The following is a 25,568-nucleotide window of genomic DNA, read 5'->3' on the forward strand; positions in this document are numbered from 1 at the left end:
GCGCGAGCACCGCGCCCTGTTGGAGCAATACGCTTTGATCGCCAGCATGAGTGCCAGAGGCAACTGCTACGACAACGCAGCAATGGAGAGTTGGAACCACAGTCTGAAGGTCGAGGCCATCCATGGTGAACACCTCGCCACACGGGAGCAGGCCAAGGCTCATGTGTTTGACTACATTGAGGTTGACTACAATCGGATCCGGCTGCACTCGACCCTGGGCTACCTCAGCCCAGAGCAGTACGAGCTGGCCAATGTCGCTTAGATAGGTGTCCGTAAATCAGGGGCAAGATCATGGTTCTGGGCCAACGGCAACACGCCACTGACCAGCAGGCTATCGTCGGCGGTGCTGGTCGATGCCCGCTCGGGCGCGCTGACCAAGGTGCTGGAGATGCCGTGGTACCTGCGCGTGCTGGAGCTCTCGCGGCCGCTGCACTTCGGCGACTACGGCGGGCTGCCGCTGAAGGTGCTGTGGGCGGCGCTGGATGCGCTCACCATCGTGGTGCTGGGCAGCGGGCTGTACCTGTGGTTCGCGCGGCGCAGGCACAGCCAGGAGCGCGTGGCGAAGCTCGCCGGGGGCCGCTCCGGCATGCCGCCTGCCGCATCCCGCTTCGGCTCGGGGGCGAAGCCATGAGGTCTTTCGCTTCACCCGGCTCGCTGCGCTTCGTGTGGGGCATGCCCCTGCTGCTGGCCGTGCTGACCGCCTTTGGACTGGTCGCAGCCCTGCTCGGCACCGGCGTCTGGCACGGCGCGGCCTGGCTGGCAATGGCCGTTCCTGTCGGCGTCGGCCTGCGCTGCAGCCTGCGGCGACCGCCCCGGCCGCGGGCCTGACCGCCGTCCCGTATGATCTTTTCGCCCGCCGGCGGATATATATGCCGAAAGGCTTCTTCATTCACGGATGGCGGACGTTCCTCGGGAGAGCACGCGATGACGGTAGAAAAGACGCACGACACGCACTACATCGACGGCGAATGGGTCGCCGCCGCCTCGGCCGAACGGCTGGCGGTGCACGACTCCAACACCGGCGCGGTGATCGGCGCGGTGCCCGCCGGCACGGCCGCCGAGGCCGGGCGCGCGGTGCAGGCCGCTCATGCGGCCTTCGACGGCTGGGCCGCGCTGCAGCCGGCCGTGCGCGCTGCGTACCTCGACCGCATCGCCATCGGCCTGGAGGCGCGGGCCGGCGAACTGGCCCGGCTGATCTCGCGCGAAGTCGGCATGCCGCTGCCGCAGTCGCGCGGCGCCCAGATGGCCGGGCCGATCGGCCACTGGAAGCACTATGCCGAGCTGGCCCGCACGTTCACGTGGGAGCGGCGCGAGGGCAATGCCCTGGTCGTGCGCGAGCCGGTCGGCGTGGTCGGCGCGATCACGCCGTGGAACTATCCGCTGAGCCAGGCGACGCTCAAGGTCGCGCCGGCGCTGGCCGCGGGCGCCACCGTGGTGCTCAAGCCCAGCGAGGTTGCGCCGCTCGACGCCGTGGTCCTGGCCGAGGTGATCGAGGCGGCCGGCCTGCCGCCCGGCGTGTTCAACCTGGTCCACGGCCGCGGCGCCGAGGTGGGCGAGGTGCTGGCGAGCCATCCGCTGGTCGACGCCGTCAGCTTCACCGGTTCGACCCGGGCCGGCCGGCGCGTGGCCGAACTGGCGTCCCAGACGGTCAAGCGCGTGGCGCTCGAACTCGGCGGCAAGTCGGCCAGCCTCGTCCTGCCGGATGCCGACCTGCCCGCGGCCATCAAGGGATCGCTGGCGGCCGGCCTGTTCAACAGCGGCCAGACCTGCTCGGCCCACACGCGGCTGCTGCTGCCCGAGGAGCGGTATGACGAGGCGCGCGAATTGATCCGCGCCGAGCTGGCGAAGTACGCGGTCGGCCCGAGCCTGGACGAGGGCAGCCGCCTGGGCCCGCTGGCCAGCGCGGTGCAGCGCGACCGCGTGCTCGGCTGGCTGGCCCGGGGTCTGGAGGAGGGCGCCGAGGTCATCGCCGGCGATGCGCGCCAGCAGCAAACGGGCGAGGGCGGCTACTTCGTCCAGCCCGTCGTGCTGCGCGTGCAGCCGGGCGACACGCTGGCGCGCGAGGAAATCTTCGGCCCGGTGCTGGTGGTCATCACCTACCGCGGCGAGGAGGAGGGCGTGCGCCTGGCCAACGACAGCATCTACGGCCTGGGCGGCGGCGTCTGGGCCGGCAGCGTGGAAAAAGGCCAGGCCGTGGCGCGGCGCATCCGCACCGGCCAGGTCCATGTGAACGGCGGCGCGTTCAACCCGCGCGCGCCGTTCGGCGGCTACCGCCAGTCGGGCAACGGCCGCGAGGCCGGCGTCTACGGGCTCGGGGAATACCTCGAATACAAGGCGCTGCTGCTGCCCGAATAAAGCCGTGGCGCGCCTGTTCGCCCGTGCCGCCGTGGGCCTGCTCGGCATTGCGCTGCTGGCCGGCGCCGCCTGCGCGGTCTACGTGCAGCGCAGCTTCCCCAGGCTCGACGGCACGCTGGCCGCCCCGGGGCTGCATGCGCCGGTGACGGTGGAGCGCGACGCGGCCGACGTGACCCACATCCTGGCCGCGTCGGAGCGCGACGCCGCCTATGCCATCGGCTTCGTCCACGCGCAGGAGCGCGGCTGGCAGCTGGAGTTCAACCGCCGGCTGCTGCGCGGCGAGCTGTCGGAACTGCTGGGCGAGGCCACGCTCGACACCGACCGGCTGCTGCGCACCCTGGGCATCGTGCCGGCCGCGCGGCGCCAGCTGGCCGGGCTGAGCCCGCACACCCGCGAACTGCTGCAGGCTTATGCGGACGGCGTCAACGCCTTCCACCGCAGTGCCGGCCAGGCGCCGGCGCCGGAGTTCCTGCTGCTGGGCGCCCGTCCCGGCGAATGGACGCCCGAGGACAGCGTCGGCTGGCTGCTGATGATGGCGCTGGACCTGGGCGGCAACTGGGGCACCGAGTTCGCGCGGCTGTCGGCCGCCCAGGTGCTGGACAACGAGCGACTCTGGCAGCTGTTCCCGCCCTATGCCGACGAGCCGCCGGCCTCGGCCACCGACCTGCACCGCTTTTATACTGGCCTGGATATCTACCTCCACGCGGGCGACAAGCGCGCGCTGGCGGAGGATCCTGCCCAGAGTATCGCCACGCCTGGCGACCATCTGACGGCCTGGTCGCGCGAGTTCGCCACCGATGCCGGCTCCGACGCCGGCCGCGGCAGCAACAACTGGGTGGTCGCCGGATCGCACACCGCCAGCGGCAGGCCGCTGCTGGCCAACGACCCGCACCTGGGCCTGTCGGCGCCCGCGATCTGGTACATGGCCCACCTGCAGGCGCCGGCCGGGCCGGACGCGCAGGGGAGGGCGCAGCCGCCGCTCGACGTGATCGGCGCCACGCTGCCTGGCGTGCCCTTCGTGGTGCTGGGCCGCACGGCGCGCGCGGCCTGGGGCTTCACCAACACTGCGCCCGACGTACAGGACCTCTACATCGAGCAGATCGACCCGGCCGACGCCACGCGCTACCGCACGCCCGACGGCTGGGCGGCGTTCGAGGTGCGCAGCGAGACCATCCGAGTCAAGGGCCGGCCCGACGTGACCATCCAGGTGCGCGGCACCCGCCACGGCCCGGTGCTCAGCGACGCCCAGCCGGCGCACGGGCGGCTGATCGACACACGCCGCTACGTTCTGGCGCTGCGCTGGGCCGCGCTCGATGCCGACAACCGCACGGCCGACGCCGCCTTCGCCATCAACCGCGCCCGCTCGGTGCCCGAGCTGCTGGCGGCCTTCGCCGGCTACCACTCGCCGATGCAGAACGTGGTCGCCGCCGACGCCGACGGCCGCATCGCCTACAAGGCCGCCGGCCGCGTGCCGGTGCGCCGGGACGACAACGACATCCGCGGCGTGGCGCCGCAGCCCGGCTGGGACGCGCGCTACGACTGGCAGGGCTGGATCCCGTACGCCGAGACGCCCGAAAGCGACGGCGCCGCCGACGGCTGGATCGCCACCGCCAACCAGCGCATCACGCCGCCGGGCTACCGCCACTACATCGGCCAGGACTGGCACCCGCCGTACCGCTACGACCGCATCGCCGAACTGTTGAAGGCCACGCCCCGGCACGACATGGCCAGCATGGAGGCGATCCAGAACGACGTGCGCTCCAACGCCGCGCTGCGCCTGCTGCCGGCGCTGCGGGCCACGGCATCGGCCCATCCGCTGGCGCCCGCGGTCCAGCGCCTGCTGCACAGCTTCGACGGCCGCATGGCCGCCGACAGCGCCGCGCCGCTGGTCTTCGCCGCCTGGGCCGACGAACTCACGCGCGGCATCGTCGCGCCCCGGCTCGGGGTGGAGCGCTTTGCCTCGCTCTACGGCAAGCGCCACTTCCGCGGCGTGCTCGAATATGCGCTGGAGCACCCCGGCGACCCCTGGTGGTGCGCGCCCTCGGACTGCGCCGCGCAGTCGTCGGCCGCCCTGGGCCGCGCGCTCGACCGCCTGCAGGCCGACTACGGCAGCGACCCGGCCCGCTGGCGCTGGGGCACGGCCCACCCGGCCCTGAGCGTGCACAGGCCGTTCGGCAGCGTGGCCGCGCTGGCCGGCTGGTTCGACGTGGCCGTACCCTCGGGCGGCGACGGCTTCACCGTCAACGTCGGGCAGTACTGGCCCACGGGCGCCGGCCTGCCGTTCGCCAGCCGGCATGCGGCATCGCTGCGCGCCGTGTACGACCTGGCCGACCTGGAGCGGTCGGTCTTCGTCTACCCGACCGGCCAGTCGGGCCTGGCGTTCTCCGACCGCTACCGCGACATGGCAGACGGCTGGGCGCAGGGCCGCTACCGGCCTTTGCAGCGGCTGCCGGCGCAGATCGCCCACAGCCTGCGCCTGATGCCGGACAAATAGAAACCATTCGCATCTGAGGTATGCTCGGCCGGTTCGACGAACAACGAAGGAGCCGAGACCATGCGACTGCGCCACCGCCCGCCGATGCCGACCGACGATGCACGCGCCTTGCGCCTGCAGCTCGACGCCCTGGTGCGCGAGAACGCCGTGCTGGCCCGTGAACTCGCCGCGGCCCAGGAGCGCAGCATGCAGCTGCGCCATGCACAGGCTGCCGAGGTCGCGCGGCTGGAGGCCGCGCTGATCCGCAGCCGCGCCGAGGCCATCGCACAGCGCACGGCGGCCGCCGCCGCCCGGGAGGAACTGGCCGCGCTGCGCCAGGCCGTGCCGGGCCTGCCGCGCCGGGTCGAACTGCTGGCCCATGTCGAGCGCCTGATGGAGGCGCTGCACAGCCTGCGCCGCGACCGCCTGGGGCGCCAGCTGCGCGAGGAGCGCCTGGCCCGCGCCGCCGCGCGACCGGCGCCGCCCACCGGCGGCCTGCGCGAAAAAGCCGTGCTCTGCGTCGGCCGCGAGCCGGGGCTGGCCGCGCTGAGCCAGCGGCTCGTCGAGATCGCCGGCGGCCGCTTTCTGCGCCATGACGGCGGCGACGCAGCAGCGGACGGCGGCACCGAAGACGCGGCCGCGCTCGAAGCCAGCCTGCAGGCCGCCGACCTCGTCATCTGCCAGACCGGCTGCCTGAGCCACGGCGCCTACTGGCGCGTGCAGGACCATTGCCGGCGCACCGGCAAGCAGTGCGTGCTGCTCGACCAGCCGGCCCAGACGGTGCAGGTGGTGCGCGGCCCGCGCGAATTGCAGGCCACGGCGCAGGCGCCGCAGGAATAGCGGGCCGAAAGGAAACGGGGGCGCAGGAAGAGGGGGAGGCGAGGGCGCTGCGGCCCCGGCCGGTCACTGCAGCGTCAGGTGCGGCACCAGCACATGGGCCGCGCGCTGGAGGAAGGAAAGCTCGGTGTCCGGAAGCACCAGGCGCGGTTCGTAGTCGAAGTGGCACAGCGTGCCGAACAGGTCGCCCGGCCGGCGCGACAACGGCAGGCTGTAGTACGACGCGGGCCACCCCGGAGCGGGCTCGCCCGCAGGCGGCGGACCGCTGCCCGCGGCATGCAGGCAGAAGCTGTCGTCCAGCCGGGACACGGTGTGCTGGGCATGCCGCTCGCCCAGGCGGTCGAAGAGATACAGGCTCTGGAGCTGCAGGCCGCGCAGCCGGTAGATCGCGGTGCAGCGGTGCGGCGTGCGGCCGTTGAGAAAGCGCAGCGCACCCTGAATGCCGGACGTGTCGAGCACGTACTCCAGGCGCTGCAGCTCGAAGATTTCCTGCGCCGACATGGTGCGTCACCTCCACTCGTTCGCGTTGCGGCGCGCGGGGCGCCGACGGCCGAATTGTCATGCAGCAGGGGGTATCGCGTGAAGCCCCGTGCAAGCCCCTGCGGCGCACGGGGTCGCGGTGGCATCCTTCAATGATCGTGTTCCAGCGTCAGCGGCGGAACAGGTCGAGGATGCTGCGGCGCTCGGCCGCGTCCGGAGCATCGGCGGACGGGCCGAGCGCGCCCGCATGCACGGGAGTATCCGTTCCAGGCGCCCGTGATCCGCCTGCTCCAGGAACATACTCCTCGTAGGCCCAGGCGCCGTCCACGTTCACCACGCCAGGTGGCAGCGGCGGCTCGTCGACCGGCGCCTTCCTGAGCGCCTGGCCCATGTAGTCGAGCCAGACCGGTAGCGCCACGCCGCCGCCGCTCTCGTGGCGGCCCAGGGAACGCGGTGTGTCGTAGCCGATCCAGGAGACGGCCACCAGGTGCCGCTGGAAGCCGGCGAACCAGGCGTCGACCGCGTCGTTCGTCGTGCCGGTCTTGCCCTGCACGTCGGTGCGGCGCAGCGTGCTCTGCACCCTTGGCGCGGAGCCGCCGGGACGGGTGACCTCCTGGAGCATCTGCGTCATCACGAAGGCGTTGCGTGCGTCGATCACGCGCTGCCCGGGCGCCGGCGCGTCGGGCAGCGGCACTTCGGCCAGCAGTTGCCCGCGCGCGTCGCGGATGCGGCGGATCAGCACCGGCGGCACGCGGTAGCCGCCGTTGGCGAACACCGCATAGCCCGCGGCCAGCTGCAGCGGCGTGACCGAGCCGGCGCCCAGCGCCAGGGTGAGGTAGGGCGGCTGGCGGTCGGGATCGAGGCCGAAGCGGCCGATCCACTGCTGCGCATAGGGCACGCCGATGGCCTGCAGCACACGGATGGCCACCAGGTTCTTCGAGCGGGCCAGCGCCTCGTGCACGGGAATCGGCCCGTCGAAGCGGCCGTCGGCGTTGCGCGGCTCCCAGGCCGGCGCGTTGCCGGTGCCGACGATGTGCAGCGGCTCGTCGTCCACCACGGTCATCGGCGTGAAGCCTTTCTCCAGCGCGGCCGAGTAGATGAAGGGCTTGATGCTGGAGCCCGGCTGGCGCCAGGCCTGTGTCGCGTGGTTGAACGCGCTCTTGTCGAAGTCGAAGCCGCCGACCAGGCTGGCGATGGCGCCGCTGTCCGGGTCGAGCGCCACGAAGGCGCCCTCGACCTGCGGCTGCTGGGTGACCGTCCAGCGCCCGGCGCCGTCGCGCACCACGCGCACGACTGCGCCGGGCTCGATGCGCAGGTCCTTGGCCGCATCCGCGGCGAGCGCGCCGGCCACCGGCCGCAGGCCGTCGCCGGTGACCGCGATGGCATCGCCGGTGCGCAGCAGGGCCTCCACGCGCTGGGGCGAGGCGGCGGTGACGATGGCGGCCTGGAGTTCGTCGTTGTCGGGATAGGGCGCGAGCAGGTCGTCGGCCTCGTCCGCCCGGTCGGCCGCCGACGCGGGCAGGGCCACGCGCGCCTCGGGCCCGCGGTAGGGCTGGCGGCGCTCGTAGTCGAGGATGCCGCGGCGCAGGGCGCGGTAGGCCGCCTCCTGCTGGTCGGCCTTGAGCGTCAGCTCGACCTCGAAGCCGCGCGACGAGGCCTCGTCGCCGAAGCGGTCGTAGAGCGCCTGCCGCGCCAGCTCGGCCGCGTACTGGGCATGCTGCGGCACCTCGGCCTGCGAGCGGTAGTGCAGCACCTCGGCCTTGGCCGCGTCGTATTCGGCGCGGGTGATGAAGCCGTTGTCCAGCATGCGGCCGAGCACGTAGCGCTGGCGCAGCATGGCGCGGGCCGGGTTCACGATCGGGTTAAAGCGCGACGGCGCCTTGGGCAGGCCGGCCAGCATGGCCGCCTCGGCCAGGCTGAGCTGGGCCAGCGGCTTGCCGAAATACACCTCGGCCGCGGCGGCGAAGCCGAAGGCGCGCTGGCCGAGGAAGATCTGGTTCATGTACAGGTCGAGGATCTGCTCCTTGCTGAGCCGCGACTCGATGCGCATCGTCAGCAGCGCCTCGCAGGCCTTGCGCAGGAAGGTTTTCTCCGATGACAGGTAGAATTTCTTCGCGACCTGCATGGTGATGGTCGATGCGCCCTGGCTGCCGACCGAGCCGACATTGGCCAGCGCCGCCCGGGCGAGGCCCCGCCAGTCCATGCCGCCGTGCGCGAAGAAGCGCGCGTCCTCGGCGGCCAGCACGGCATCGCGCATGACCCGGGGCATGCCGGACACGGGCACGTAGCTGCGCTTTTCGCCGTACTCGGCCAGCAGCACGCGGTCGGCCGAATAAACACGGATCGGCAGCCGCGGCCGGTAGTCGGCCAGCGCGGCCACGTCGGGCAGCGGCGGCATGGCCAGGTAGAAGGCCAGCGGAACCAGGACAGCGGTCGAGACGATGGCCGCGGCAAGGGCTGCCAGCAGCGTGCGCAGGCGGGGCAATGCCATCAGGCCGCGGGTGCTGCGATGGCAGTCGGTTTGTGATTTAACATAATATACATCGTATAAAGTACCGGCCAAGTCTGGCGATCCGCTCGCCTCAGCGCAGGAACAGCCGCTGCATGAATTGCTCGACCGGCACCCGCAGCATCGATTCGAGCCGTGGCGGCAGGTCCAGCGGTCGCATCAGCATCTTGAGCGTGAACTGGGGATTGAGGTTGCGGCTGACCGTGCGGCTCACGCGGCTGGTCAGGCGGCGCAGCCAGGCCTTGTCGCCGGCGCAGGCCGGGTCGCGGTGGCTGGCGATGTGGCGCAGCGCGCAGTCGGCATCCTCGCTGCGCAACGCCCAGATGCGGTGTGCCACGGTGCCGAAGACGCGGGTGCGGCCGACGCGTTCCTGGTCGCGGTAGCGGCGGAAGAACCGGTAGAAATGCTTGTAGTGGCTGACCTCGTCGGCCGCGATGCGCAAGGCCAGGTCGATGAACACCGGCTCGGTCGTGGCCCGGGCCAGCGCGCGGTAGTACGTGGCCGTGCCGGTCTCGACCACGCAGCGGGCCGACATCTCGAGCGCCCGGCTGGGCGCCAGCAGCTCGACCTTGCAGTAGCCGGCGTACTCGGCCAGGAAGTCCCGGTATGCCGGCTCCCAGTCGAATTCGGGCCAGACGTGCTGTACGTAGGCCCGCAGCGCCTGGCCGTGCTGCAGCTCTTCCGCCTCCCAGTGCGCGCTCAGCCATTGCGTGACCTCGGCATCTCCCTGGAAGTACTCGATGAGGTTGCGCGTGTACATGTCGGAGCCGCTCTCGACGAACGAGGCGGAACAGGCCAGGTAGAACAGCGTCTCGTCGTTGCGCACCGCGTCGAGGTCGATGCGCGAGAAGTCCAGGTCGGCGATGGTCCAGTGCGCGGCTTCTTGGTGAGCGGGCATGTGGGCTCCTTCGTTCATGAGCGATCCAGTATGGCCGTCGGACGCGCGTTCCGGCGTGAAGGATGGTTAACGGGGTGGCGGCAGGGCTGCGGCCGCCCTCGCCTTGTCGGCCGCGGCCTTGCGCGCGGCATCGCGGGTGGCCCGGTCGATGGCTTCGATCACGTCGCGGCGGTCGCTGCGGCGGGCGAAGTCCAGCGCGGTCAGGCCCTGCTGGTTCCTTATCAGCGGATCGGCGCCCTCCTCGATCAGCAGCCGCACCGCGCCTTCGGAGCCGTAGGTGGCGGCCATCATCAGCGGCGTGGTGCCGTTGGGCGACTGGGCGTCGATGAAGGCGTAGTTCTCCAGCAGCAGCCGGGCGATGGCGAGCTGGTCGGCCTGGTCGCCGGTGACGGCGTAGTGCAGCGGCGCCCAGCCGGGCTTATTGACGTCGGCGTCGCGGGCGATGAGCGTCTTGACCAGTTCCAGGTGGCCGTGCAGGGCCGCGAGCATCAGCGGGCTTTCGTCGTCGCGGTTGCGGCTTTCCACCTGGATGCCGGGCGCGGCCAGCAGCGCGTCGGCCGCGCGCAGGCAGTCGGACTGGACAGCCAGGATCAGCCCGCTGCGGCCCTGTTCGTCGATGGTGTTGGGGTCGAAGCCGCGCCGGATGAGCGCCGTGATGGCACGCGGGTCGTCGCGGCGGATGGCCTGGAAGAAGTCGTCGAACGAGCCGGCCTGCGCGGGCGGCTGCGCCAGCAGCGGCGCCGCGGCCAGCGCCGCCAGAAGCGATCGGCGGCCGGCGGACCTCATGCAGCGGCGGCCCGGCTGAACAGCCGGTCGAAGTTGCGGCTGGTCAGCGCTGCGATGTCCTCGACCGTGCTGCCGCGCAGCTCGGCCAGCTGGCGCGCCACATGGGGCACGTAGGCCGGCATGTTGGTCTTGCCGCGGTACGGCACGGGGGCGAGGTAGGGGCTGTCGGTCTCGATGAGCAGCCGGTCGTCGGGCACGGACTTCGCCACCTCGCGCAGCGCCGCGGCGTTCTTGAAGGTCAGGATGCCCGAGAACGAGATGTAGAAACCCCGGTCCAGCGCCGCGCGGGCGACCGCGTCGGTCTCGGTGAAGCAGTGGAAGACGCCGTGCGACGCGCCCTCCTCCCGCAGGATGACCAGGGTGTCGTCGGACGCGCTGCGGGTGTGGATGATGAGCGGCAGCCCGGTCGCGCGCGCCGCGCGGATGTGCACGCGGAAGCGGTCACGCTGCCACTCCAGGTCGGCGATGCTGCGGCCGCCCTTGCGGTCTTCCATGCCGTAGTAGTCGAGGCCGGTCTCGCCGATGGCGACCACGCGCGGCAGCGCGGCGCGCTCGACCAAGCCGGCCACCGTCGGCTCCTCGACGCCCTCGTTGTCCGGGTGCACGCCGACCGAGCACCAGAGGCCGTCGTCGCCGGTCGCCAGCGCATGGACGCTGCCGAACTCTTCCAGCGTGGTGCAGACGCACAGCGCGCGGTCCACCCGGGTGTCGGCCATGGCCTGGCGGACCTCGGGCAGGCGCTCGGCCAGGCCCGGGTAGGTGAGGTGGCAGTGGGAATCGGTGAACATGCTAGTCGGGGGGTATATGCCTGTCGTGGGCGGGCAGCCAGCGCATCCAGGCCATTACCCCCGGGGTATCTGGGGTGCGGCAGGCGCTAGATCGTCTGCGTCGGCCGGTCCGATGCCAGCGCGCTGCCCAGCAGCTGCTCGATCTTCATCTTCAGCAGGTGCGACTTCTCGTCCTTGGGGAACTGGATACCCACGCCCTGGGCGCGGTTGCCGGCGGCGCGCGGCGGCGTGACCCAGGCGACGCGGCCGGCCACCGGGTAGCGCTGCGGGTCCTCGGGCAGCGTCAGCAGCACGTAGATGTCGTCGCCGAGCCGGTAGTCGCGCGTGGTCGGGATGAACATGCCGCCTTCGGTGAACAGCGGGATGTAGGCGGCGTAGAGCGCGGCCTTTTCCTTGATCGCGAGCTGTACGACGCTGGGACGTGGCGTGGACGGGAGGCTGCTCATGATGCGCGTGAGTTTAGGACGTTTCGGGCCTGGCTCACCAGGGCCTCCAGCAGGAGTCCGGCGTTGAACGGGTGGTCGGCCGTGCGCGCGGCCTTGGCCAGCTCCCGGCTCCACTGGGTCAGCGGGCCGACGGCGGGCGGGGCCGGCAGGCCCTGCGGCGCAAAGTAGCGCGGCGCCGCGCCGCTCGCCACGGCCAGCAGGTCGTGGCAGACCTTTTGCAGGGCATCGACGATCTGCGCCGGCGCCCACTGGGCCAGACCCGCGCCGTCGCCGCGCGCCAGCGCCCGGGGCAGCAGCGACCAGCCCCGCAGGTCGCGGCCGTCCTGCACCCAGGCGAGCGCGTCCTCGGGTCGGCCGCCGGCCGCGCGCAGCAGCGCCGGCGCGTCGGCCTGCGGTACGCCGTGGGCGACCAGCCAGGGCACGGCTTCGGCCGCATCGGGCCAGGCCAGGGTGTGCGACAGGCAGCGGCTGCGGATGGTGGGCAGCAGCTGGTGGGCCGATTCGCTGGCCAGTACGAAGCGCACATCGCCCGGCGGCTCTTCGAGCGTCTTGAGCAGCGCGTTGGCGGTGATGGCGTTCATGCGCTCGGCCGGATAGACCAGCACCGCCTTGCCGCGGCCGCGCGCGCCGGTGCGCTGGGCGAACTCGACCACGCCGCGCATGGCATCGACGCGGATCTCGCGGCTGGCCTTGCGCTTCTTGTCGTCGATCTCGGCCTGGGCTTTCTCGGGCAGCGGCCAGTCGCGGGCGACCATCTCGGTCTCGGGCATCAGCACGGCCAGGTCGGCATGGGTGCGCACGGCGATGGCATGGCAGCTGGCACAGCGGCCGCAGGCGCCGTGCGGCGTGGGCGCTTCGCAGAGCCAGGCGCGGACCAGTTCCAGCCCCAGGCGGTACTGGCCCAGGCCGGATGGGCCTTGCAGCAGCCAGGCGTGGCCGCGCCGGGTCAGCAGGTGTTCGAGCTGCCGGGCGATCCAGGGCGGCGGCGCGTCGTCGTTCACCACGGCGTTCATGGCGCGGCCTCCGGCAGCCAGCTGCGGGCGACGATGGCGGCGCGCACGGCCGTCCAGACGTCCCCACGCGGCTGCGACGCGTCGATGCGGACGAAGCGCTGCGGCGCGGAATCGCAGCGCGCGGCATAGCCGGCGGCCACGCGGCGGAAGAATTCGACGGGCTGGGCCTCGAAGCGGTCTGCCACGCGGGCCGCGGCCAGCCGGGCGGCGGCGGTCTCGGCCGGCAGGTCGAACCAGACCGTCAGGTCCGGCTGCAGCAGCGCGGCGCCGCCCTCCCCGGCCTGCACCCAGCGCTCCAGCGTGCCGAGCACGCCGGTATCGAAGCCGCGGCCCGCGCCTTGGTAGGCGAAGGTGGCGTCGGTGAAGCGGTCGCAGAGCACCACGTCGCCGCGCTCCAGCGCCGGCGCGATCACGGTGCGGATGTGGTCGCGCCGGGCGGCGAAGACCAGCAGCGCCTCGGTCAGCGCGTCCATGTTCTGGTGCAGCAGCAGTTCGCGCAGCGTCTCGGCCAGCGGCGTGCCGCCGGGCTCGCGGGTGCGCACGACGGCGCGGCCGGCAGCGGCCAGCGCCGACGACAGGGCATCGATGTGCGTCGTCTTGCCGGCGCCGTCGATGCCTTCGAAGCTGATGAAGAGGCCAATGCTCATCGGGCCACCGCCGCTGCCGGTGGAGCGACGCCGCGCTGGTACTGGTTGACCGCCCGGTTGTGGTCGTCGAGCGTCGGGCTGAAATGGCTGCTGCCGTCGCCGCGCGAGACGAAATAGAGCGCGTCGGTCCTGTCGGGCTGCGCCGCGGCCAGCAGCGCGGCCTTGCCCGGCATGGCGATCGGCGTGGGCGGCAGGCCGGCGCGGGTGTAGGTGTTCCAGGGCGTGTCGGCCAGCAGGTCCTTCTTGCGCAGGTTGCCGTCGAAGGCCGCGCCCATGCCGTAGATCACCGTCGGGTCGGTCTGCAGCGGCATGTTGATGCGCAGGCGGTTGATGAACACGGCCGCCACCTTGGCGCGGTCGGCGGCGCGGCCTGTTTCCTTCTCGACGATGCTGGCCAGCGTGAGCAGCTGCTCGGGCGACTTCAGCGGCGTGTCGGCCGCGCGCAGCGCCCAGGCGGCGTCGAGGTGGCGGTCCATCGCGCGCAGCGCGCGCTGCAGCAGCGCGACGTCGGTCGAGCCCTTGGAATAGGTGTAGGTATCGGGGAAGAAGCGGCCTTCGGGTGCGACCCCGGGGCGGCCGAGCCTTTCCATGAGCTGGGCATCGTCCAGACCCTGGGTGTCGGCGCGCAGCTGCTCCGCCTTGGCCAGCGCCTCGCGCACCTGGCGCCAGTTCCAGCCCTCGACCAGGGTCACGGCGCGCTGGGCTTCGTCGCCGCGCACCAGCTTGGCCAGCAGGCGGTGCGGCGTGATGCCGGTCTCCAGCTCGTAGCTGCCGGCCTTGATCAACCGGTCCTGGCCCGAGAAGCGGAACCAGGCATAGAGCAGGCGCGGATCGACCCGCACGCCGGCGGCAGCCACCGCGCGGGCCACGCCGCGCGGCGTGGTGCCGGGTTCGATGGACAGGTCCACGGCGGGCGACGGCAGGGCCAGCGGCTGGTGCAGCCACCAGAACAGCGCGCCGGCCGCGGCGATGGCGAGCACGACGGCAAGGATGAAAAGGCGAGCGAGAAAGCGCCGCAAACCCTGGACTCCGGGAGGTGATGGGACCGGGCATGATAATGGACCGATGACCGCTCAACCCCCCGCCGCCGCCCCGGCAACGCTCGACGGAATCCTCGATGGGGCGGCCCCCCTGCCCCACCTCGGCGTGATCCGCGCCGAAGGCGAAGATGCCGCCAGCTTCCTGCACGGCCAGCTCACCAACGACTTCCTGCTGCTGCGCGAGGACCAGGCCCGGCTGGCCGGCTGGCTCTCGGCCAAGGGGCGGCTGCAGGCCAGCTTCGTCGGCTTCAAACGCGGCCCGAACGAGATCCTGCTGGTCGCCAGCCGCGACCTGATCGCCGCCACCGTCAAGCGCCTGTCGATGTACGTGCTGCGGGCCAAGGCGAAGCTCAGCGACGCGAGCGACGCCTTTACCCTGCTCGGCCTGGCCGGCAGCGCCGTACCCGGCGGCGCCCGGGCGCCCTGGACCCTGGCGGCCGACGGCCAGGCCCGCATCGTCCACCTGTACCGGGCCGACGGCACGCCGCGCGCGCTGTGGATCGCGCCCGCCGGAACGCCGCAGCCCGCGGGTGCCGGCCTGGCCGAGGACCGCTGGCGCTGGGGCGAGGTGAGGAGTGGCGTGGCCGCGTCCACGACCGCCGCCGTGGCCGACGCCTTCGTGCCGCAGATGCTGAATTACGAATCGGTCGGCGGCGTGAACTTCAAAAAGGGCTGCTACCCCGGCCAGGAGGTGGTCGCGCGCAGCCAGTTCCGCGGCACGCTCAAGCGCCGCACCTACCTGGTCCATGCCGCCGCGCCGCTGGCCGCGGGCGCCGAGGTGTTCGCGGCGGACGACCCGCAGCAGCCGGCCGGCACGGTGGTGGAGGTCGCCCCGGCGCCGGCCGAGCTCGGCGGCGGCTGGGATGCGCTGGTGTCGCTGCAGGTCAGCGCGGCCCAGGCCGGCGGCCTGCGCACCGGCGGCGACGCGGCCGCCACGGCGCTGGAACTGCGGCCGCTGCCCTACGCCCTGCTCGAAGACATCTAGGAGTATAGGCCCACAGCCTGCGGAAAGCAGTCGCTATGGGCCACTACCTCCAGGGGTATCATTCGGCGAAGCCGAACTTCCCTTCCGCTGCCAGCGCGGCCAGCGGCAGGCGCTGGTTCGGCGCCTCGCGGGCGGCCAGCGCCTCGGGCAGCAGCGACTTGTCGCCGCGCCTGCCGATGGCGGCGATGGCGTGGATCGCGTAATCCTGCGGAACGTCGAGCGCCACGCGCAGGCGGTCGCGGTCGAAGCCGCCGATGCCGTGCGCATGCCAGCCCGACAGCGTCGCCTGGAACGCGAGGCTGGCCCAGGCCGCGCCGGCGTCGAAGGCATGCGTCGTGACCGGCTGCTGCTCGGTCTTGCCCGGCGGCACCCAGACCGTGCGCGAGAGGATCACCACGAGCGCCGCGGCGCGCTTGGCCCAGCCGCCGTTGTATTCGGACAGCGCATCGAAGATCGGCTGCCAGGCCGGGGTGCCGCGGCGCGCGTAGATGAAGCGCCAGGGCTGGGCGTTGAAGCCCGAGGGCGCCCAGCGCGCGGCTTCGAGCAGGCCCAGCAGCGCGGACTGGTCGATGGCCTCCTCGGTGAAGGCGCGCGGCGACCAGCGGCGGGTGAACAGCGGGTCGATCGGGTACTGCGGCTCGCGCGGCGGCGCGGCGGAAGCTTGGGACATGGTTCGCTTTCCTCTCTCTGCGGCGAAGACGGATGGATGACGAAACGGGGACGGTGCAGCATAGCCGCCCCGGCGGCATCCTGCCGGGCGCCGGCCCGCCCGTTCATCGCTGCGCGCATAACGATGTTCGGACGCGCTTGAGGCAGACTGTGCCGCCCCTGTCGCGCCACGCCCATCGCCCAAGACCATGTTCCACTCCCAACGCTTCGCCCCCGCGCTGCGCCGCCGCGCCCTGCTGCCGCTGCCCCTGCTCGCCCTGCCCGGCTGGGCGGCCGCCCAGCAGCGGCCGGCGCCGCTCACCCCGGCCCAGCACGCGGCCCTCGCCGCCGCCGTGGACAGCCCGGCCCGCAGCGCCGCCAGCCGCGCCCGCGACGGCGCCCGCCATCCGCTGGAGACGCTGGAGTTCTTCGGCCTGCGGCCCGACTGGCAGGTCGTCGAGATCGCGCCGGGCGGCGGCTGGTACACCGAGATCCTCGCGCCCTACCTGCACGACCGCGGCCGGCTCTACGCGGCCCATGCGCCGGCCGACGGCACCGAGTACGAGCGCAAAGGCCGCGCCGCCTTCGCCGAGAAGCTGCGCGCCGACCCGAAGACCTACGGCCGCGTCGTGCTCGGCACCCTGCCGCGCGCCGGCGGCTTCACCGACATCCACCCGCGCGGCGGCGCCGATGCGGTGCTGACCTTCCGCAACGTGCACAACTGGATCGCAGCCGGCCACCTCGACGACACGCTGCGCGCCTTCTACGACGTGCTCAAGCCCGGCGGCGTGCTCGGCGTGGAGGAGCACCGCGCGCCGCCCGGCACACCGCTGGCCCGCGTGATCGAGACCGGCTACGTGCCGCAGGACTTCATCGTCGAGCGCGCCCGCGCCGCCGGCTTCGTCTTCGTGGCCGCGAGCGAGATCAACGCCAACCCGCGCGACACGCACGACCACCCGGGCGGCGTCTGGGCGCTGCCGCCCACGCTGCGCAACGGCGCGGCCGACCGCGACCGCTACCTGGCCATCGGCGAGTCCGACCGCGCCACCCTGCTCTTTGCCAAACCGAGGACCGCCGCATGACCGCCGCCGCCAAACGCCAGCTGCGCCTGGGCGCCTTCGTGATGGCCACCGGCCACCACATCGCCGCCTGGCGGCACCCGGGCTCGCAGGTCGATTCGGGCGTCAACATCGACCACTACATCGAGGTCGCCCGCATCGCCGAGCGCGGCCTGTTCGACCAGCTCTTCGTGGCCGACAGCCCCGGACAGCGCCACCAGGGCGACCACGAGTCGCTGCGCCGCCTGGGCCGCGTGTCGCATTTCGAGCCGCTCACGCTGTGGGCCGCGCTGTCGGTGGCCACCCGGCACATCGGCTTCGTCGCCACGGCCTCGACCACGTACGAAGACCCGTTCACGCTGGCGCGCAAGTTCGCCTCGCTCGACCACATCAGCAAGGGCCGCGCGGCCTGGAACGTGGTGACAACCAGCGCCGACAACGTGCACGGCAACTTCGGCCTGGACCGCCATCCGGAGCCGGCCGTGCGCTACGAGCGCGCGCACGAGTTCATCGACGTGGTCAAGGGCCTGTGGGACAGCTTCGAGGACGACGCCTTCATCCGCGACCCGGCCTCGGGCATCTACTTCGACCCGGCCAAGCTGCACCGCATCGACCATGCCGGCAAGCACTTCAAGGTCGAAGGTCCGCTGAACCTGGAGCGCCCGCCGCAGGGCTATCCGGTGATCGTCCAGGCCGGCTCGTCGGAGGCCGGCCGCGAGCTGGCCGCCGCATCGGCCGAAGCCATCTTCACCGCCTGGACCAGCCTGGCCGAGGCGCAGTCCTTCTACCGCGACGTGAAGGGCCGGCTGGTGAAGTACGGCCGCCACCCCGAACAGCTGCTGGTGCTGCCCGGCATCTCGCCCGTGGTCGGCCGCACCCAGGCCGAGGCGCAGGAGAAATGGGCCGAACTGCAGCGGCTGATCCACCCGTCCGTCGGCCTGCAGACCATCCAGCGCTTCTGGCCGCACGAGGACCTGGCGAAGTGGGACCTGGACGCCCCGCCGCCCTATTACCCGGACGCGCCCGGCGGCAGCCCGAGCCGCCACGGCGTGGTGATCGAGCTGGCCCGGCGCGAGCGTTTCACCGTGCGCCAGCTCTACGAATACCTGGCCGGCGCGCGCGGCCACTGGGTGGTCGTCGGCACGCCGCAGCAGATCGCCGACGAGATCCAGTCCTGGTTCGAGAACGAGGCCGCCGACGGCTTCAATGTGATGCCGCCGGTGCTGCCGGCATCGCTCGTGGACTTCGGCGACCTCGTGGTGCCCGAGCTGCAGAAGCGCGGCCTGTTCCGCACCGCCTACGAGGGCCGCACGCTGCGCGAGAACCTCGGCCTCGCGCGGCCGGAGAACCAGTTCGCGCTGCGCCGGCGGCAGGCGCTGGCGGCCTGAGCATGCCGGCGGCCGCTGCGGCATGATGGATGCCCCTGCGCTGCGCGAAGCAGCCCATCCATCGAACCATACACCGCCATGACCCCAGACACCGACGACCCCACCCCGGCCGCGACCGCGGAGCCGCGCAACTCCTTCCTGGAGGAAAAGGCGTTCCGCTCGCGCACCCTGCTGATCTTCGGCGCCATCACCGACGCGGTCGCCGCCGACGTGAGCCGCCGGCTCATCGCGCTCGATGCCGACAGCGCCGACAAACCGATCGACATCCTCGTGAGCTCGCCCGGCGGCCACCTCGAATCGGGCGACGCGATCCACGACGTCGTGCGCTTCATCAGCGCACCGGTCTACATGATCGGCACCGGCTGGGTGGGCAGCGCCGCCACGCACTTGTTCCTCGGCGCGCCGCGCGAGCGCCGCGTGTGCCTGCCCAACACCCGCTTCCTGATCCACCAGCCCAGCGGCGGTGCGGGCGGGCAGGCCACCGACATCGCCATCCAGGCCGAGGAGATCATCAAGGCCCGGCGGCGCATCGCGCACGAGATCGCGCGCGAGACCGGCAGACCGCTCGACGCGGTGCTGGCCGACATCGAGCGCGACCGCTGGCTCTCGGCCAGCGAGGCGGTCGACTACGGGCTGGTGTCGCGCGTGGTCGAGCACAAGTCCCAGCTGCGGGGCTGACCGGCAGGCCGGCGGGCCGGGGTGATATGAATATCCGGTTTCCGACGTTCCCCGCCGCGGGCGGGCTGGCTACCGTGCGGGCTTGCCCATTACCAATGAAAGAACCCTGCCGCCATGCCGAACGACCATCGCTTCCCTTCCCTTGACCTGACCCGCCGCCGGCTCGTGGCCGGTGCCGGCGCACTGGCCTTCGGCGCTCCCGCCCTGGCGCAGCAACCGCCGGGCCGGACGCTGCGCATCGGCTACCAGAAGTACGGCAGCCTCGTGCTGCTCAAGGGCGACGGCGGGCTGGAAAAGCAGTTGGCCGCACAGGGAACGTCGGTGACCTGGACCGAGTTCCCGGGCGGCCCGCAGCTGCTGGAAGCCCTCAATGTCGGCGCGATCGACTTCGGCTCGACCGGCGAGGCGCCGCCGGTGTTCGCCCAGGCCGCCGGCGCCGACCTGGTCTACGTCGGCGTGGAGCCGCCCTCGCCCGCCGGCGAGGCCATCCTGGTCAAGGCCGATTCACCGATCCGCACCGTGGCCGACCTCAAGGGCAGGCGCATCGCCTTCAACAAGGGCTCCAACGTGCACTACCTGCTGGTCAAGGCGCTCGAAGCGGCCGGCGTGCAGTACGGCGAGGTCCAGGCCACCTTTCTCGCACCGGCCGACGGCCGCGCGGCCTTCGCCAGCGGCAGCGTCGATGCCTGGGCGATCTGGGACCCGTTCCTGGCCGCGGCCGAGAAGCAGCTGCCCACACGCACCCTGCGCGACGGCCAGGGCCTGGTCAGCAACTACCAGTTCTACCTGGCCTCGCGCAGGTACGCCCAGGCCCATCCGCAGGTGGTGTCGCTCGCGCTGCGCGAGCTCGACCGCACAGGCAGGTGGGCCAAGGCCCACCTGCCCGAGGCCGCGAAGCAGATCGCGCCGCTGATCGGCCTCACGCCCGAGATCACGCAGCTGGCGCTGGGCCGCCAGGGCTATGGCGCGGCGCCGCTGGGCGCCGAGGTGACGGCGCAGCAGCAGGCCGTGGCCGATGCGTTCTTCCAGCTCAGGCTGATCCCGAAGCCGGTGAAGGTGGCCGACGCGGTCTGGCAGGCCCGGGGCTGACGCGCCGGCCGGCCCGACCGCCGGCAGCCGGCGGTTGGGGCAGTGTGGCGGAAATTCGACGAAAGATGACCGACAGGCGAAAGACAGACACACGTGGCTCCCGTACCCTCCCTGTCTCCTCTCGCACGCACCGCCGCTTCCATGACCGACAAGACCGCCACGCTCGGCAGCCTGCCACTGCCAGCCTCGTCCTCATCCCCCGCCACCGTCTCCGGCGCGGACACCCGCCCGCAGGGCTTCCTGCTGCGCATCGTCGGCGCAGCGGCCTTCGCGCACCTGCTCAACGACCTGATCCAGGCGATGCTGCCGTCGGTCTATCCGATGCTCAAGGACCAGTTCTCGCTGAGCTTCGGGCAGATCGGCATGATTGCGTTGACCTACCAGGTGACGGCATCGCTGCTCCAGCCGTGGATCGGCCTTTATACCGACAAGCATCCCAAACCCTACCTGCTGCCCTCGGGCATGGTGATGACGGCGCTGGGCATCGTGCTGCTGGCCACAGCCGGCAGCTATCCGATGCTGCTGGTCGCATCGGCCGTGGTCGGCATCGGCTCGGCCACCTTCCATCCCGAAGCCTCGCGGGTGGCGCGCATGGCCTCGGGCGGGCGCTTCGGCACGGCGCAGTCGACCTTCCAGGTCGGCGGCAACACCGGCTCGGCCATTGGCCCGCTGCTGACAGCGGCCATCGTCATCCCGCACGGGCAGCGGGCCATCGCCTGGTTCGTCGTCGTGGCCCTGGTCGCCATCGGGGTGCTGTCGCGCCTGACCGGCTGGACGCTGGCCCACGGCCAGGCGCAGCTCAAGGGGCTGGCGCGCAGCCAGGGCGAGGGCCTGAGCGGCCGCCGCATCGTGCAGGCCATCGTGGTGATCTGCATCCTGATGTTCGCCAAGTTCGTCTACATCGCCTCGTTCACCAACTACTTCACCTTCTACCTGATCCAGCGCTTCGGCCTGGCTGTGCAGGAAAGCCAGATGTTCCTGTTCCTGTTCCTCGCGTCGGTCGCGCTCGGCACCTTCGCCGGCGGGCCGGTGGGCGACCGCATCGGCCGCAAGGCGGTGATCTGGATCTCCTTTCTCGGCGTGGCGCCGTTCGCGCTGCTGCTGCCGCATGCCAACCTGTTCTGGACGGCGGTGCTGGCCAGCGTGGTCGGCCTGGTGATGTCCTCGGCCTTCGCGGCGCTGGTGGTCTATGCGCAGGAGGCCGCGCCGGGCCGCGTGGGCATGGTCTCGGGCCTGATGTTCGGCCTGATGTTCGGCATCGGCGGCATCGGCGCCGCCGGCCTGGGGCACTTGGCCGACGTGCACGGCATCGTCTGGGTCTACGGCGTGACCTCGTTCCTGCCGCTGCTGGGCCTGGCCACGGCCTTCCTGCCGAGCAACCGCAAGCGGGCGGACGCCCGTCGGTCGGGCGCGTGACGCCCGCATCCGGCACCTGGGCCAGCGCTGCATCGAAGGACGTGCCGCTGGCCCGCCGGGCCTTCGCTTCGAGGTGTTCGCTTTCCCGGCACAGCATGTCCAGGACCGCATCGCGCGCCTGTTGCGACACCGGAACGCTGCCGGGCCGCGACAGCAGGGCGAACGACGCACCGTTGTGCGACGACCGCAAGGCCGCGACCAGTACGTTGGTGTCCACCAAATCACCGGTGCTATTTGTCCAGTAAGGGTGGCAGCGCCCGGCGCATCTCGATGTGCGCGATGCCGACCTCGTCGAAGGGCTCGCCATGCGGCGCGAAGCCGGCATTGGCATAGAAGCCCTCGGCGCTGCGCTGCGAATGCAGCAGCAGCGTGTGGTCGCCGCGGGCCCGGGCGGTCTCGACCAGCGCGTCGAGCACGGCCCGGCCGAGGCGGCTGCCGCGCAGGCTGCAGTGCACGGCCATGCGGCCGATGCGGCCCTCGCCTTGGCCGTGGCGCAGCAGGCGGCCGGTGGCCAGCGGCTGGCCCAGGCGGTTGACGACGACCGCGTGGATGGCCGTGGCGTCGTCGGCATCCCATTCGTCCTCGGGCGCGATGCCCTGCTCGTCCACGAAGACGGCGGTGCGCACGCGGCCGGCCTGGTTGCCCAGGGCATCCCACGGGCCGGTGTGCACCGCGTAGACCGGCTCGCCGGCCTCGTAGCCCAGCAGCACGCTGCGCAGCGCGGGCGGCACCGGCTGCGGACGCCGCGCGGCGGGATCGACGTAGACGTAGAGCAGTTCGCCGCCAGCCAGCAGCGCATCGCCGCGGAAGACCGCGGCGGCGAACGCGATCGACGAGCGGCCGATGCGCTCGCAGCGCAGCGCGATGTCGAGCTGGTCGTCGTAGAAGGCCGGCGCGTGGTATTCGACCGCGGCCTTCTTCAGGTACAGGTCGCCGCCCAGCGCCTCCATGCTCTCGGCGTAGGGCAGCGCCAGCGCGCGCCAGTAGCCGCCCATGGCGGCGTCGAGGTACAGCAGGTAGTGGCCGCTGAAGACGATTTTCTGCATGTCGACCTCGGCCCTGCGCACGCGCAGGCGGTGGAAGAAGCGGAAGTCGCCGCGGCGCAGCCGGGATGCAGGCACAGGGGTCTCGGTCATGGAGATGTCCGCGGTCAGAAGAAGGCCGTGCGCAGCGCACGCGCGGCATCGGCCTGGGCGGTGCGCGCCTCGGGAATGGCGCGCCCCATCTTGATGAATTCGTGCGTCACGCCGCGGTAGATCTCCAGGTCCACCGGCACGCCGGCGGCGCGCAGCTTGTCGGCATAGGCGCTGCCCTCGTCCACCAGCGGATCGCATTCGGCGAGGCCCACCCAGGCCGGTGCCACACCTTCGACGTCGTCGGCATTCAGCGGGGCGAAGCGCCAGTCATCGCGGTCGGCGCGGCTGCGCACGTACTGCGCGAAGAACCAGGAGATCGATGCCTCGCCCAGTACGGGGCCGTCGGCGAAGCGCCGGTGCGAGGGCGTGTCCTGGTGGGCGGTGGTGCCGGGGTAGATCAGCAGCTGCAGCGCCAGCGGCAGGCCGGCGTCGCGCGCCAGGATGGCGTTGACCGCGGCCAGCGTGCCGCCGGCGCTGTCGCCACCCACGGCCAGCCGGGCCGGGTCGGCGCCGAGCGTGGCGGCGTTGCCCGCGAGCCAGGCGAGCGCATCCCAGGCGTCGTTCGCCGCGGTCGGGAACTTGTGCTCCGGCGCGAGCCGGTAGTCCAGCGATACGACCATGCAGCCGGCCTGGCGGGCCAGTTCGCGGCACAGCGTGTCATGCGTCTCGATGCTGCCGATGGTGAAGCCACCCCCGTGGGTATACAGCAGCAGCGGAAGCGGGCCGCCCGTTTGCGGGGCATACAGGCGGGCCGGCAGGCCGTGGCCGTCGCGCGCGGGGAGGGTGAGGTCTTCGACGCGCGGCAGCGCCGGGCGGGGGATTTCGAGCACGTCGGCGCCGAGCGCGTAGGCCTTGCGCGCAGCGGCGGGCGGCAGGCTGTGCAGCGGCGCTCGGCCGGCGCGCTCCATGCGGTCGATCACGCTGCGCATCTGCGGTGTCAGAGCGGTAGAAGTCATCCGCCAAGCATAGGCGCGCGAGGGACCGGGCGTGACGAAAAAGCAGTGTTTCCAGGTTCAGCGGAAGCTGGCCCGCACCGGCGCGGCGCCCGGCAGGCCGTCGTAGCGCACGCTGATCGACTGGCCGGGCCGGGGCGGCATCAGCGGCGAGAACGAGCCCAGGCTGACCACGTCGCCCGGCTGCAGGGCGAGGTTCTCGCGCTGCAGCGCATCGGCGATCCAGATGACCGCGTTGAGCGGATGGCCCAGGATGTCGCTGCCCCTGCCCTGGGCCAGCGTGGCGCCGCTGCCGTCGCTGACCACCACGGCCATGTCGCGCAGCGCATCGAGCAGCGCATAGCGCTCGGCCCGCAGCTTCGGGATGGCGATCGGCGCACCGGCCACGCCCAGGCGGGCGCCGACGTTGATCGCGGCCACGCCGGGGCCGTCGAGCTGCAGCGGCGACTCGACCACGAGGTCGGGCATCTCGATGAAAGGAATGATGCGGTCGATGCTGGCCAGCACCTCGGCCGGGGTGCGGGCGCTGTTGATGCGCGCGTCCCTCACCCGCACCAGCAGGTCGGCCTCGAACAGCGGCCGGGCGCCGAAGGCCGCGTCGACCGTGGCGCCGTTGGCCAGCACCATGCCCTGGTAGAGCTTGCCCCAGACGGGCTTGTCGTAGTGGAAGCGCTGCTGCACCGCGGTGCTGGTCAGCCCGGCCTTGTAGCCGATGACCTTGCCATGGCGCTGCGCCAGCCAGGCGTTGAACTTGTCGCGGGTACAGGCGGCATCGGCTTCGCTCAGGCCGGCGGGCGTGGGGGCCGGCGTGCGGGCCTCGTAGCTCGACGCCAGGACGGCGACCTGCGCGTCGCTCAGGCATTCGGCGGTCGCGGCGGCCGCGCCGAGGAAGGCCACCACGGCGACGGCAGCGGACGGCAGGCGGCGGAACAAAGGCATGGGACGGTCTCCTGGGAAGGCTGGCGGCACGCCGGACAAGCGCCACGGCGATCCTACGCCGGCTCGCCTCCGCCGTGGGGGATCGCCACGAAATAAGGGGTATTCCTTTATAGGCCTTATGCAGCGGTCGACCGGTATAATTACTCCTGGGTATATATAGCTCTTCTCTTCTAATGGCGGTCCTGCGCCCCCGTCCAGTCGAACGGATCCTGCTGGAGCACCATGTCGATGTCGAGGGAGAGCGCCAGTCCCACTTCGGCCGGGAACGAGACGGTCATCTCGCGCTCGCCCAGCCCGCTGCTGCGCGCGCGGGCGCACCAGCTGGCCAGGTGGACGACGCCGGCCAGCGGTTCGTAGCTGTCGCTGTCGAACGGCGCGTGCTGGTGTTCGAGCGCATCGATCACGGTGGCCGGCAGCTGCCAGTGCCGTGCCAGGGCAGCGCTCACCTGCGCATAGCTGTGGCCGAACAGCCGCTGCTCGGCGCGGGCGCGGCGCGGGTCCAGCGGGCCGGCCAGCGCGTCGACGCGCAGCATGCGCGCCGGCTCGGCCCGCACCATCGCCAGTTCGCCCAGCGCATGCAGCAGGCCGGCGGTGGCGGCCGCCGTCTGGTCCTGGTGGACCAGCCCGGCGAGCGAGCGCACCTGCCGCGCCACGCGCCGGCTGTAGCGCCAGAACTGCCGCAGGTCCACCCCCGGCACGGCCTGCAGCGAACCGCCGACCGGCACCGCCGCGACCACGCCGCGCAGCTGCTCGCGGCTGAGCAGCGCCAGCGCCTGCGGCACGCCGGCCACCTGGCGCTGGAGGAGGAAGTCGGGCGCGTTGGCCCGCTGCAGGATGCGCGCGGCCAGCACCGGGTCGCCGGCGACGAGCTGGTTGATGCGCTGCAGGTCCAGGCCCTCGGCGCCCGGGCGGTCCAGCTCGGCCAGCAGCAGCGCGACGGTGCGCGGGATGCTGGGCAGGGCCGCCTCGACAGCCAGAAAGATGGAGGAATCCATGGCCGCGGACG

25 protein-coding genes and 1 pseudogene are annotated in these 25,568 nt (G+C 72.2%); 12 read left to right on the forward strand and 14 right to left on the reverse strand.

Annotated elements, in window-relative coordinates; all coding sequences use genetic code 11:
- From GAK38_RS05670 to GAK38_RS05695, 6 genes and pseudogenes are all read left to right on the forward strand, one after another.
- The coding region (locus tag GAK38_RS05670) for an IS3 family transposase (RefSeq protein ID WP_291774508.1) at positions 1–262 on the forward strand (262 nt) is incomplete at its 5' end.
- A gap of 36 nt (positions 263–298) precedes the next feature.
- Positions 299–631 (forward strand): annotated as a pseudogene (locus tag GAK38_RS05675) (PepSY domain-containing protein); the annotation flags it as partial.
- The gene (locus tag GAK38_RS05680; protein ID WP_325342193.1) at positions 628–828 is read left to right on the forward strand and encodes a hypothetical protein; all 201 of its coding nucleotides are present in this window, start codon (positions 628–630) and stop codon (positions 826–828) included. The pseudogene GAK38_RS05675 and the gene GAK38_RS05680, both read left to right, overlap by 4 nt.
- 96 nt (positions 829–924) lie before the next feature.
- Positions 925–2,355 carry an aldehyde dehydrogenase family protein gene (locus tag GAK38_RS05685; protein WP_325342195.1) on the forward strand — a complete coding sequence of 477 codons (1,431 nt, stop codon included), beginning with the start codon at positions 925–927 and terminating at the stop codon, positions 2,353–2,355.
- Between the two features lie 4 nt (positions 2,356–2,359).
- Positions 2,360–4,849, forward strand: a complete 2,490-nt coding sequence (locus tag GAK38_RS05690; protein ID WP_325342196.1) for a penicillin acylase family protein — start codon at positions 2,360–2,362, stop codon at positions 4,847–4,849.
- Between the two features lie 60 nt (positions 4,850–4,909).
- Positions 4,910–5,668, forward strand: coding sequence for a DUF2325 domain-containing protein (locus GAK38_RS05695; protein ID WP_325342198.1), 759 nt, complete (start codon positions 4,910–4,912; stop codon positions 5,666–5,668).
- 63 nt (positions 5,669–5,731) lie between these two features.
- Here the strand turns inward: GAK38_RS05695 and GAK38_RS05700 are convergent, their stop codons facing one another.
- From GAK38_RS05700 to mltG, 9 genes are all read right to left on the reverse strand, one after another.
- Complete coding sequence (locus GAK38_RS05700; RefSeq protein ID WP_325342200.1) at positions 5,732–6,166, reverse strand: hypothetical protein; 435 nt, start codon at positions 6,164–6,166, stop codon at positions 5,732–5,734.
- 148 nt (positions 6,167–6,314) lie between these two features.
- The gene (locus GAK38_RS05705; protein ID WP_325342201.1) at positions 6,315–8,636 is read right to left on the reverse strand and encodes a penicillin-binding protein 1A; all 2,322 of its coding nucleotides are present in this window, start codon (positions 8,634–8,636) and stop codon (positions 6,315–6,317) included.
- A gap of 91 nt (positions 8,637–8,727) precedes the next feature.
- Positions 8,728–9,552, reverse strand: coding sequence for a ferritin-like domain-containing protein (locus GAK38_RS05710; protein WP_325342203.1), 825 nt, complete (start codon positions 9,550–9,552; stop codon positions 8,728–8,730).
- A gap of 66 nt (positions 9,553–9,618) precedes the next feature.
- Positions 9,619–10,338, reverse strand: coding sequence for an ankyrin repeat domain-containing protein (locus GAK38_RS05715; protein WP_325342205.1), 720 nt, complete (start codon positions 10,336–10,338; stop codon positions 9,619–9,621).
- Positions 10,335–11,126, reverse strand: coding sequence for a TatD family hydrolase (locus GAK38_RS05720; RefSeq protein ID WP_325342207.1), 792 nt, complete (start codon positions 11,124–11,126; stop codon positions 10,335–10,337). Before GAK38_RS05720 ends, GAK38_RS05715 begins: the two co-directional genes overlap by 4 nt.
- A gap of 86 nt (positions 11,127–11,212) precedes the next feature.
- Entirely contained in the window at positions 11,213–11,572 is a 360-nt protein-coding gene (locus GAK38_RS05725; protein WP_325342209.1) for a PilZ domain-containing protein, read from the reverse strand.
- Positions 11,569–12,585 (reverse strand): DNA polymerase III subunit delta', encoded by a 1,017-nt coding sequence (locus GAK38_RS05730; protein WP_325342211.1) that lies wholly within the window; start codon positions 12,583–12,585, stop codon positions 11,569–11,571. The genes GAK38_RS05725 and GAK38_RS05730 overlap by 4 nt, the downstream gene beginning before the upstream one ends.
- The gene (gene tmk / locus GAK38_RS05735; RefSeq protein WP_325342213.1) at positions 12,582–13,232 is read right to left on the reverse strand and encodes a dTMP kinase; all 651 of its coding nucleotides are present in this window, start codon (positions 13,230–13,232) and stop codon (positions 12,582–12,584) included. Before tmk ends, GAK38_RS05730 begins: the two co-directional genes overlap by 4 nt.
- Positions 13,229–14,251: an endolytic transglycosylase MltG gene (gene mltG / locus GAK38_RS05740; protein WP_325342215.1), complete on the reverse strand. Its 1,023-nt coding sequence runs from the start codon at positions 14,249–14,251 to the stop codon at positions 13,229–13,231. Before mltG ends, tmk begins: the two co-directional genes overlap by 4 nt.
- Positions 14,252–14,297: 46 nt before the next feature.
- Here mltG and ygfZ point away from each other — a divergent pair, with 46 nt between their 5' ends.
- The gene (gene ygfZ, locus GAK38_RS05745) at positions 14,298–15,257 is read left to right on the forward strand and encodes a CAF17-like 4Fe-4S cluster assembly/insertion protein YgfZ (protein ID WP_325342217.1); all 960 of its coding nucleotides are present in this window, start codon (positions 14,298–14,300) and stop codon (positions 15,255–15,257) included.
- A 58-nt stretch (positions 15,258–15,315) separates the two neighbouring features.
- Here ygfZ and GAK38_RS05750 read toward each other — a convergent pair whose 3' ends face one another.
- Positions 15,316–15,927, reverse strand: a complete 612-nt coding sequence (locus GAK38_RS05750) for a nitroreductase family protein (protein ID WP_325342218.1) — start codon at positions 15,925–15,927, stop codon at positions 15,316–15,318.
- A 187-nt stretch (positions 15,928–16,114) separates the two neighbouring features.
- On the opposite strand from GAK38_RS05750, the gene GAK38_RS05755 reads away from it, so the two are divergent.
- The 5 genes from GAK38_RS05755 (at position 16,115) to GAK38_RS05775 (ending at position 21,534) form a co-directional block, all read left to right on the forward strand.
- The gene (locus GAK38_RS05755) at positions 16,115–16,987 is read left to right on the forward strand and encodes a class I SAM-dependent methyltransferase (RefSeq protein WP_325342220.1); all 873 of its coding nucleotides are present in this window, start codon (positions 16,115–16,117) and stop codon (positions 16,985–16,987) included.
- Entirely contained in the window at positions 16,984–18,351 is a 1,368-nt protein-coding gene (locus GAK38_RS05760) for an LLM class flavin-dependent oxidoreductase (protein ID WP_325342222.1), read from the forward strand. The genes GAK38_RS05755 and GAK38_RS05760 overlap by 4 nt, the downstream gene beginning before the upstream one ends.
- A 78-nt stretch (positions 18,352–18,429) precedes the next feature.
- Positions 18,430–19,029, forward strand: a complete 600-nt coding sequence (locus tag GAK38_RS05765; RefSeq protein ID WP_325342224.1) for an ATP-dependent Clp protease proteolytic subunit — start codon at positions 18,430–18,432, stop codon at positions 19,027–19,029.
- Positions 19,030–19,143: 114 nt separating this feature from the next.
- Positions 19,144–20,118, forward strand: a complete 975-nt coding sequence (locus tag GAK38_RS05770) for a sulfonate ABC transporter substrate-binding protein (protein ID WP_325342226.1) — start codon at positions 19,144–19,146, stop codon at positions 20,116–20,118.
- A gap of 141 nt (positions 20,119–20,259) precedes the next feature.
- Positions 20,260–21,534 (forward strand): MFS transporter, encoded by a 1,275-nt coding sequence (locus GAK38_RS05775; RefSeq protein ID WP_325342228.1) that lies wholly within the window; start codon positions 20,260–20,262, stop codon positions 21,532–21,534.
- Between the two features lie 230 nt (positions 21,535–21,764).
- On the opposite strand, the gene GAK38_RS05780 is transcribed toward GAK38_RS05775, so the two are convergent.
- The 4 genes from GAK38_RS05780 to GAK38_RS05795 all read right to left on the reverse strand — a co-directional run bounded on the left by GAK38_RS05780 (position 21,765) and on the right by GAK38_RS05795 (position 25,557).
- A complete protein-coding gene (locus tag GAK38_RS05780; protein WP_325342230.1) occupies positions 21,765–22,670 on the reverse strand; it encodes a YbgC/FadM family acyl-CoA thioesterase in 906 nt (301 codons plus the stop codon).
- A 14-nt stretch (positions 22,671–22,684) separates the two neighbouring features.
- Complete coding sequence (locus GAK38_RS05785) at positions 22,685–23,626, reverse strand: alpha/beta hydrolase (protein WP_325342232.1); 942 nt, start codon at positions 23,624–23,626, stop codon at positions 22,685–22,687.
- A 57-nt stretch (positions 23,627–23,683) separates the two neighbouring features.
- Positions 23,684–24,562 (reverse strand): 2-keto-4-pentenoate hydratase, encoded by an 879-nt coding sequence (locus GAK38_RS05790; RefSeq protein ID WP_325342234.1) that lies wholly within the window; start codon positions 24,560–24,562, stop codon positions 23,684–23,686.
- A 170-nt stretch (positions 24,563–24,732) separates the two neighbouring features.
- The gene (locus GAK38_RS05795; RefSeq protein WP_325342236.1) at positions 24,733–25,557 is read right to left on the reverse strand and encodes an HDOD domain-containing protein; all 825 of its coding nucleotides are present in this window, start codon (positions 25,555–25,557) and stop codon (positions 24,733–24,735) included.
- Positions 25,558–25,568: the final 11 nt, after the last annotated feature.

Origin of the sequence: Xylophilus sp., from assembly GCA_009914555.1 — a bacterium.
GTDB lineage: Bacteria > Pseudomonadota > Gammaproteobacteria > Burkholderiales > Burkholderiaceae_C > WNDY01.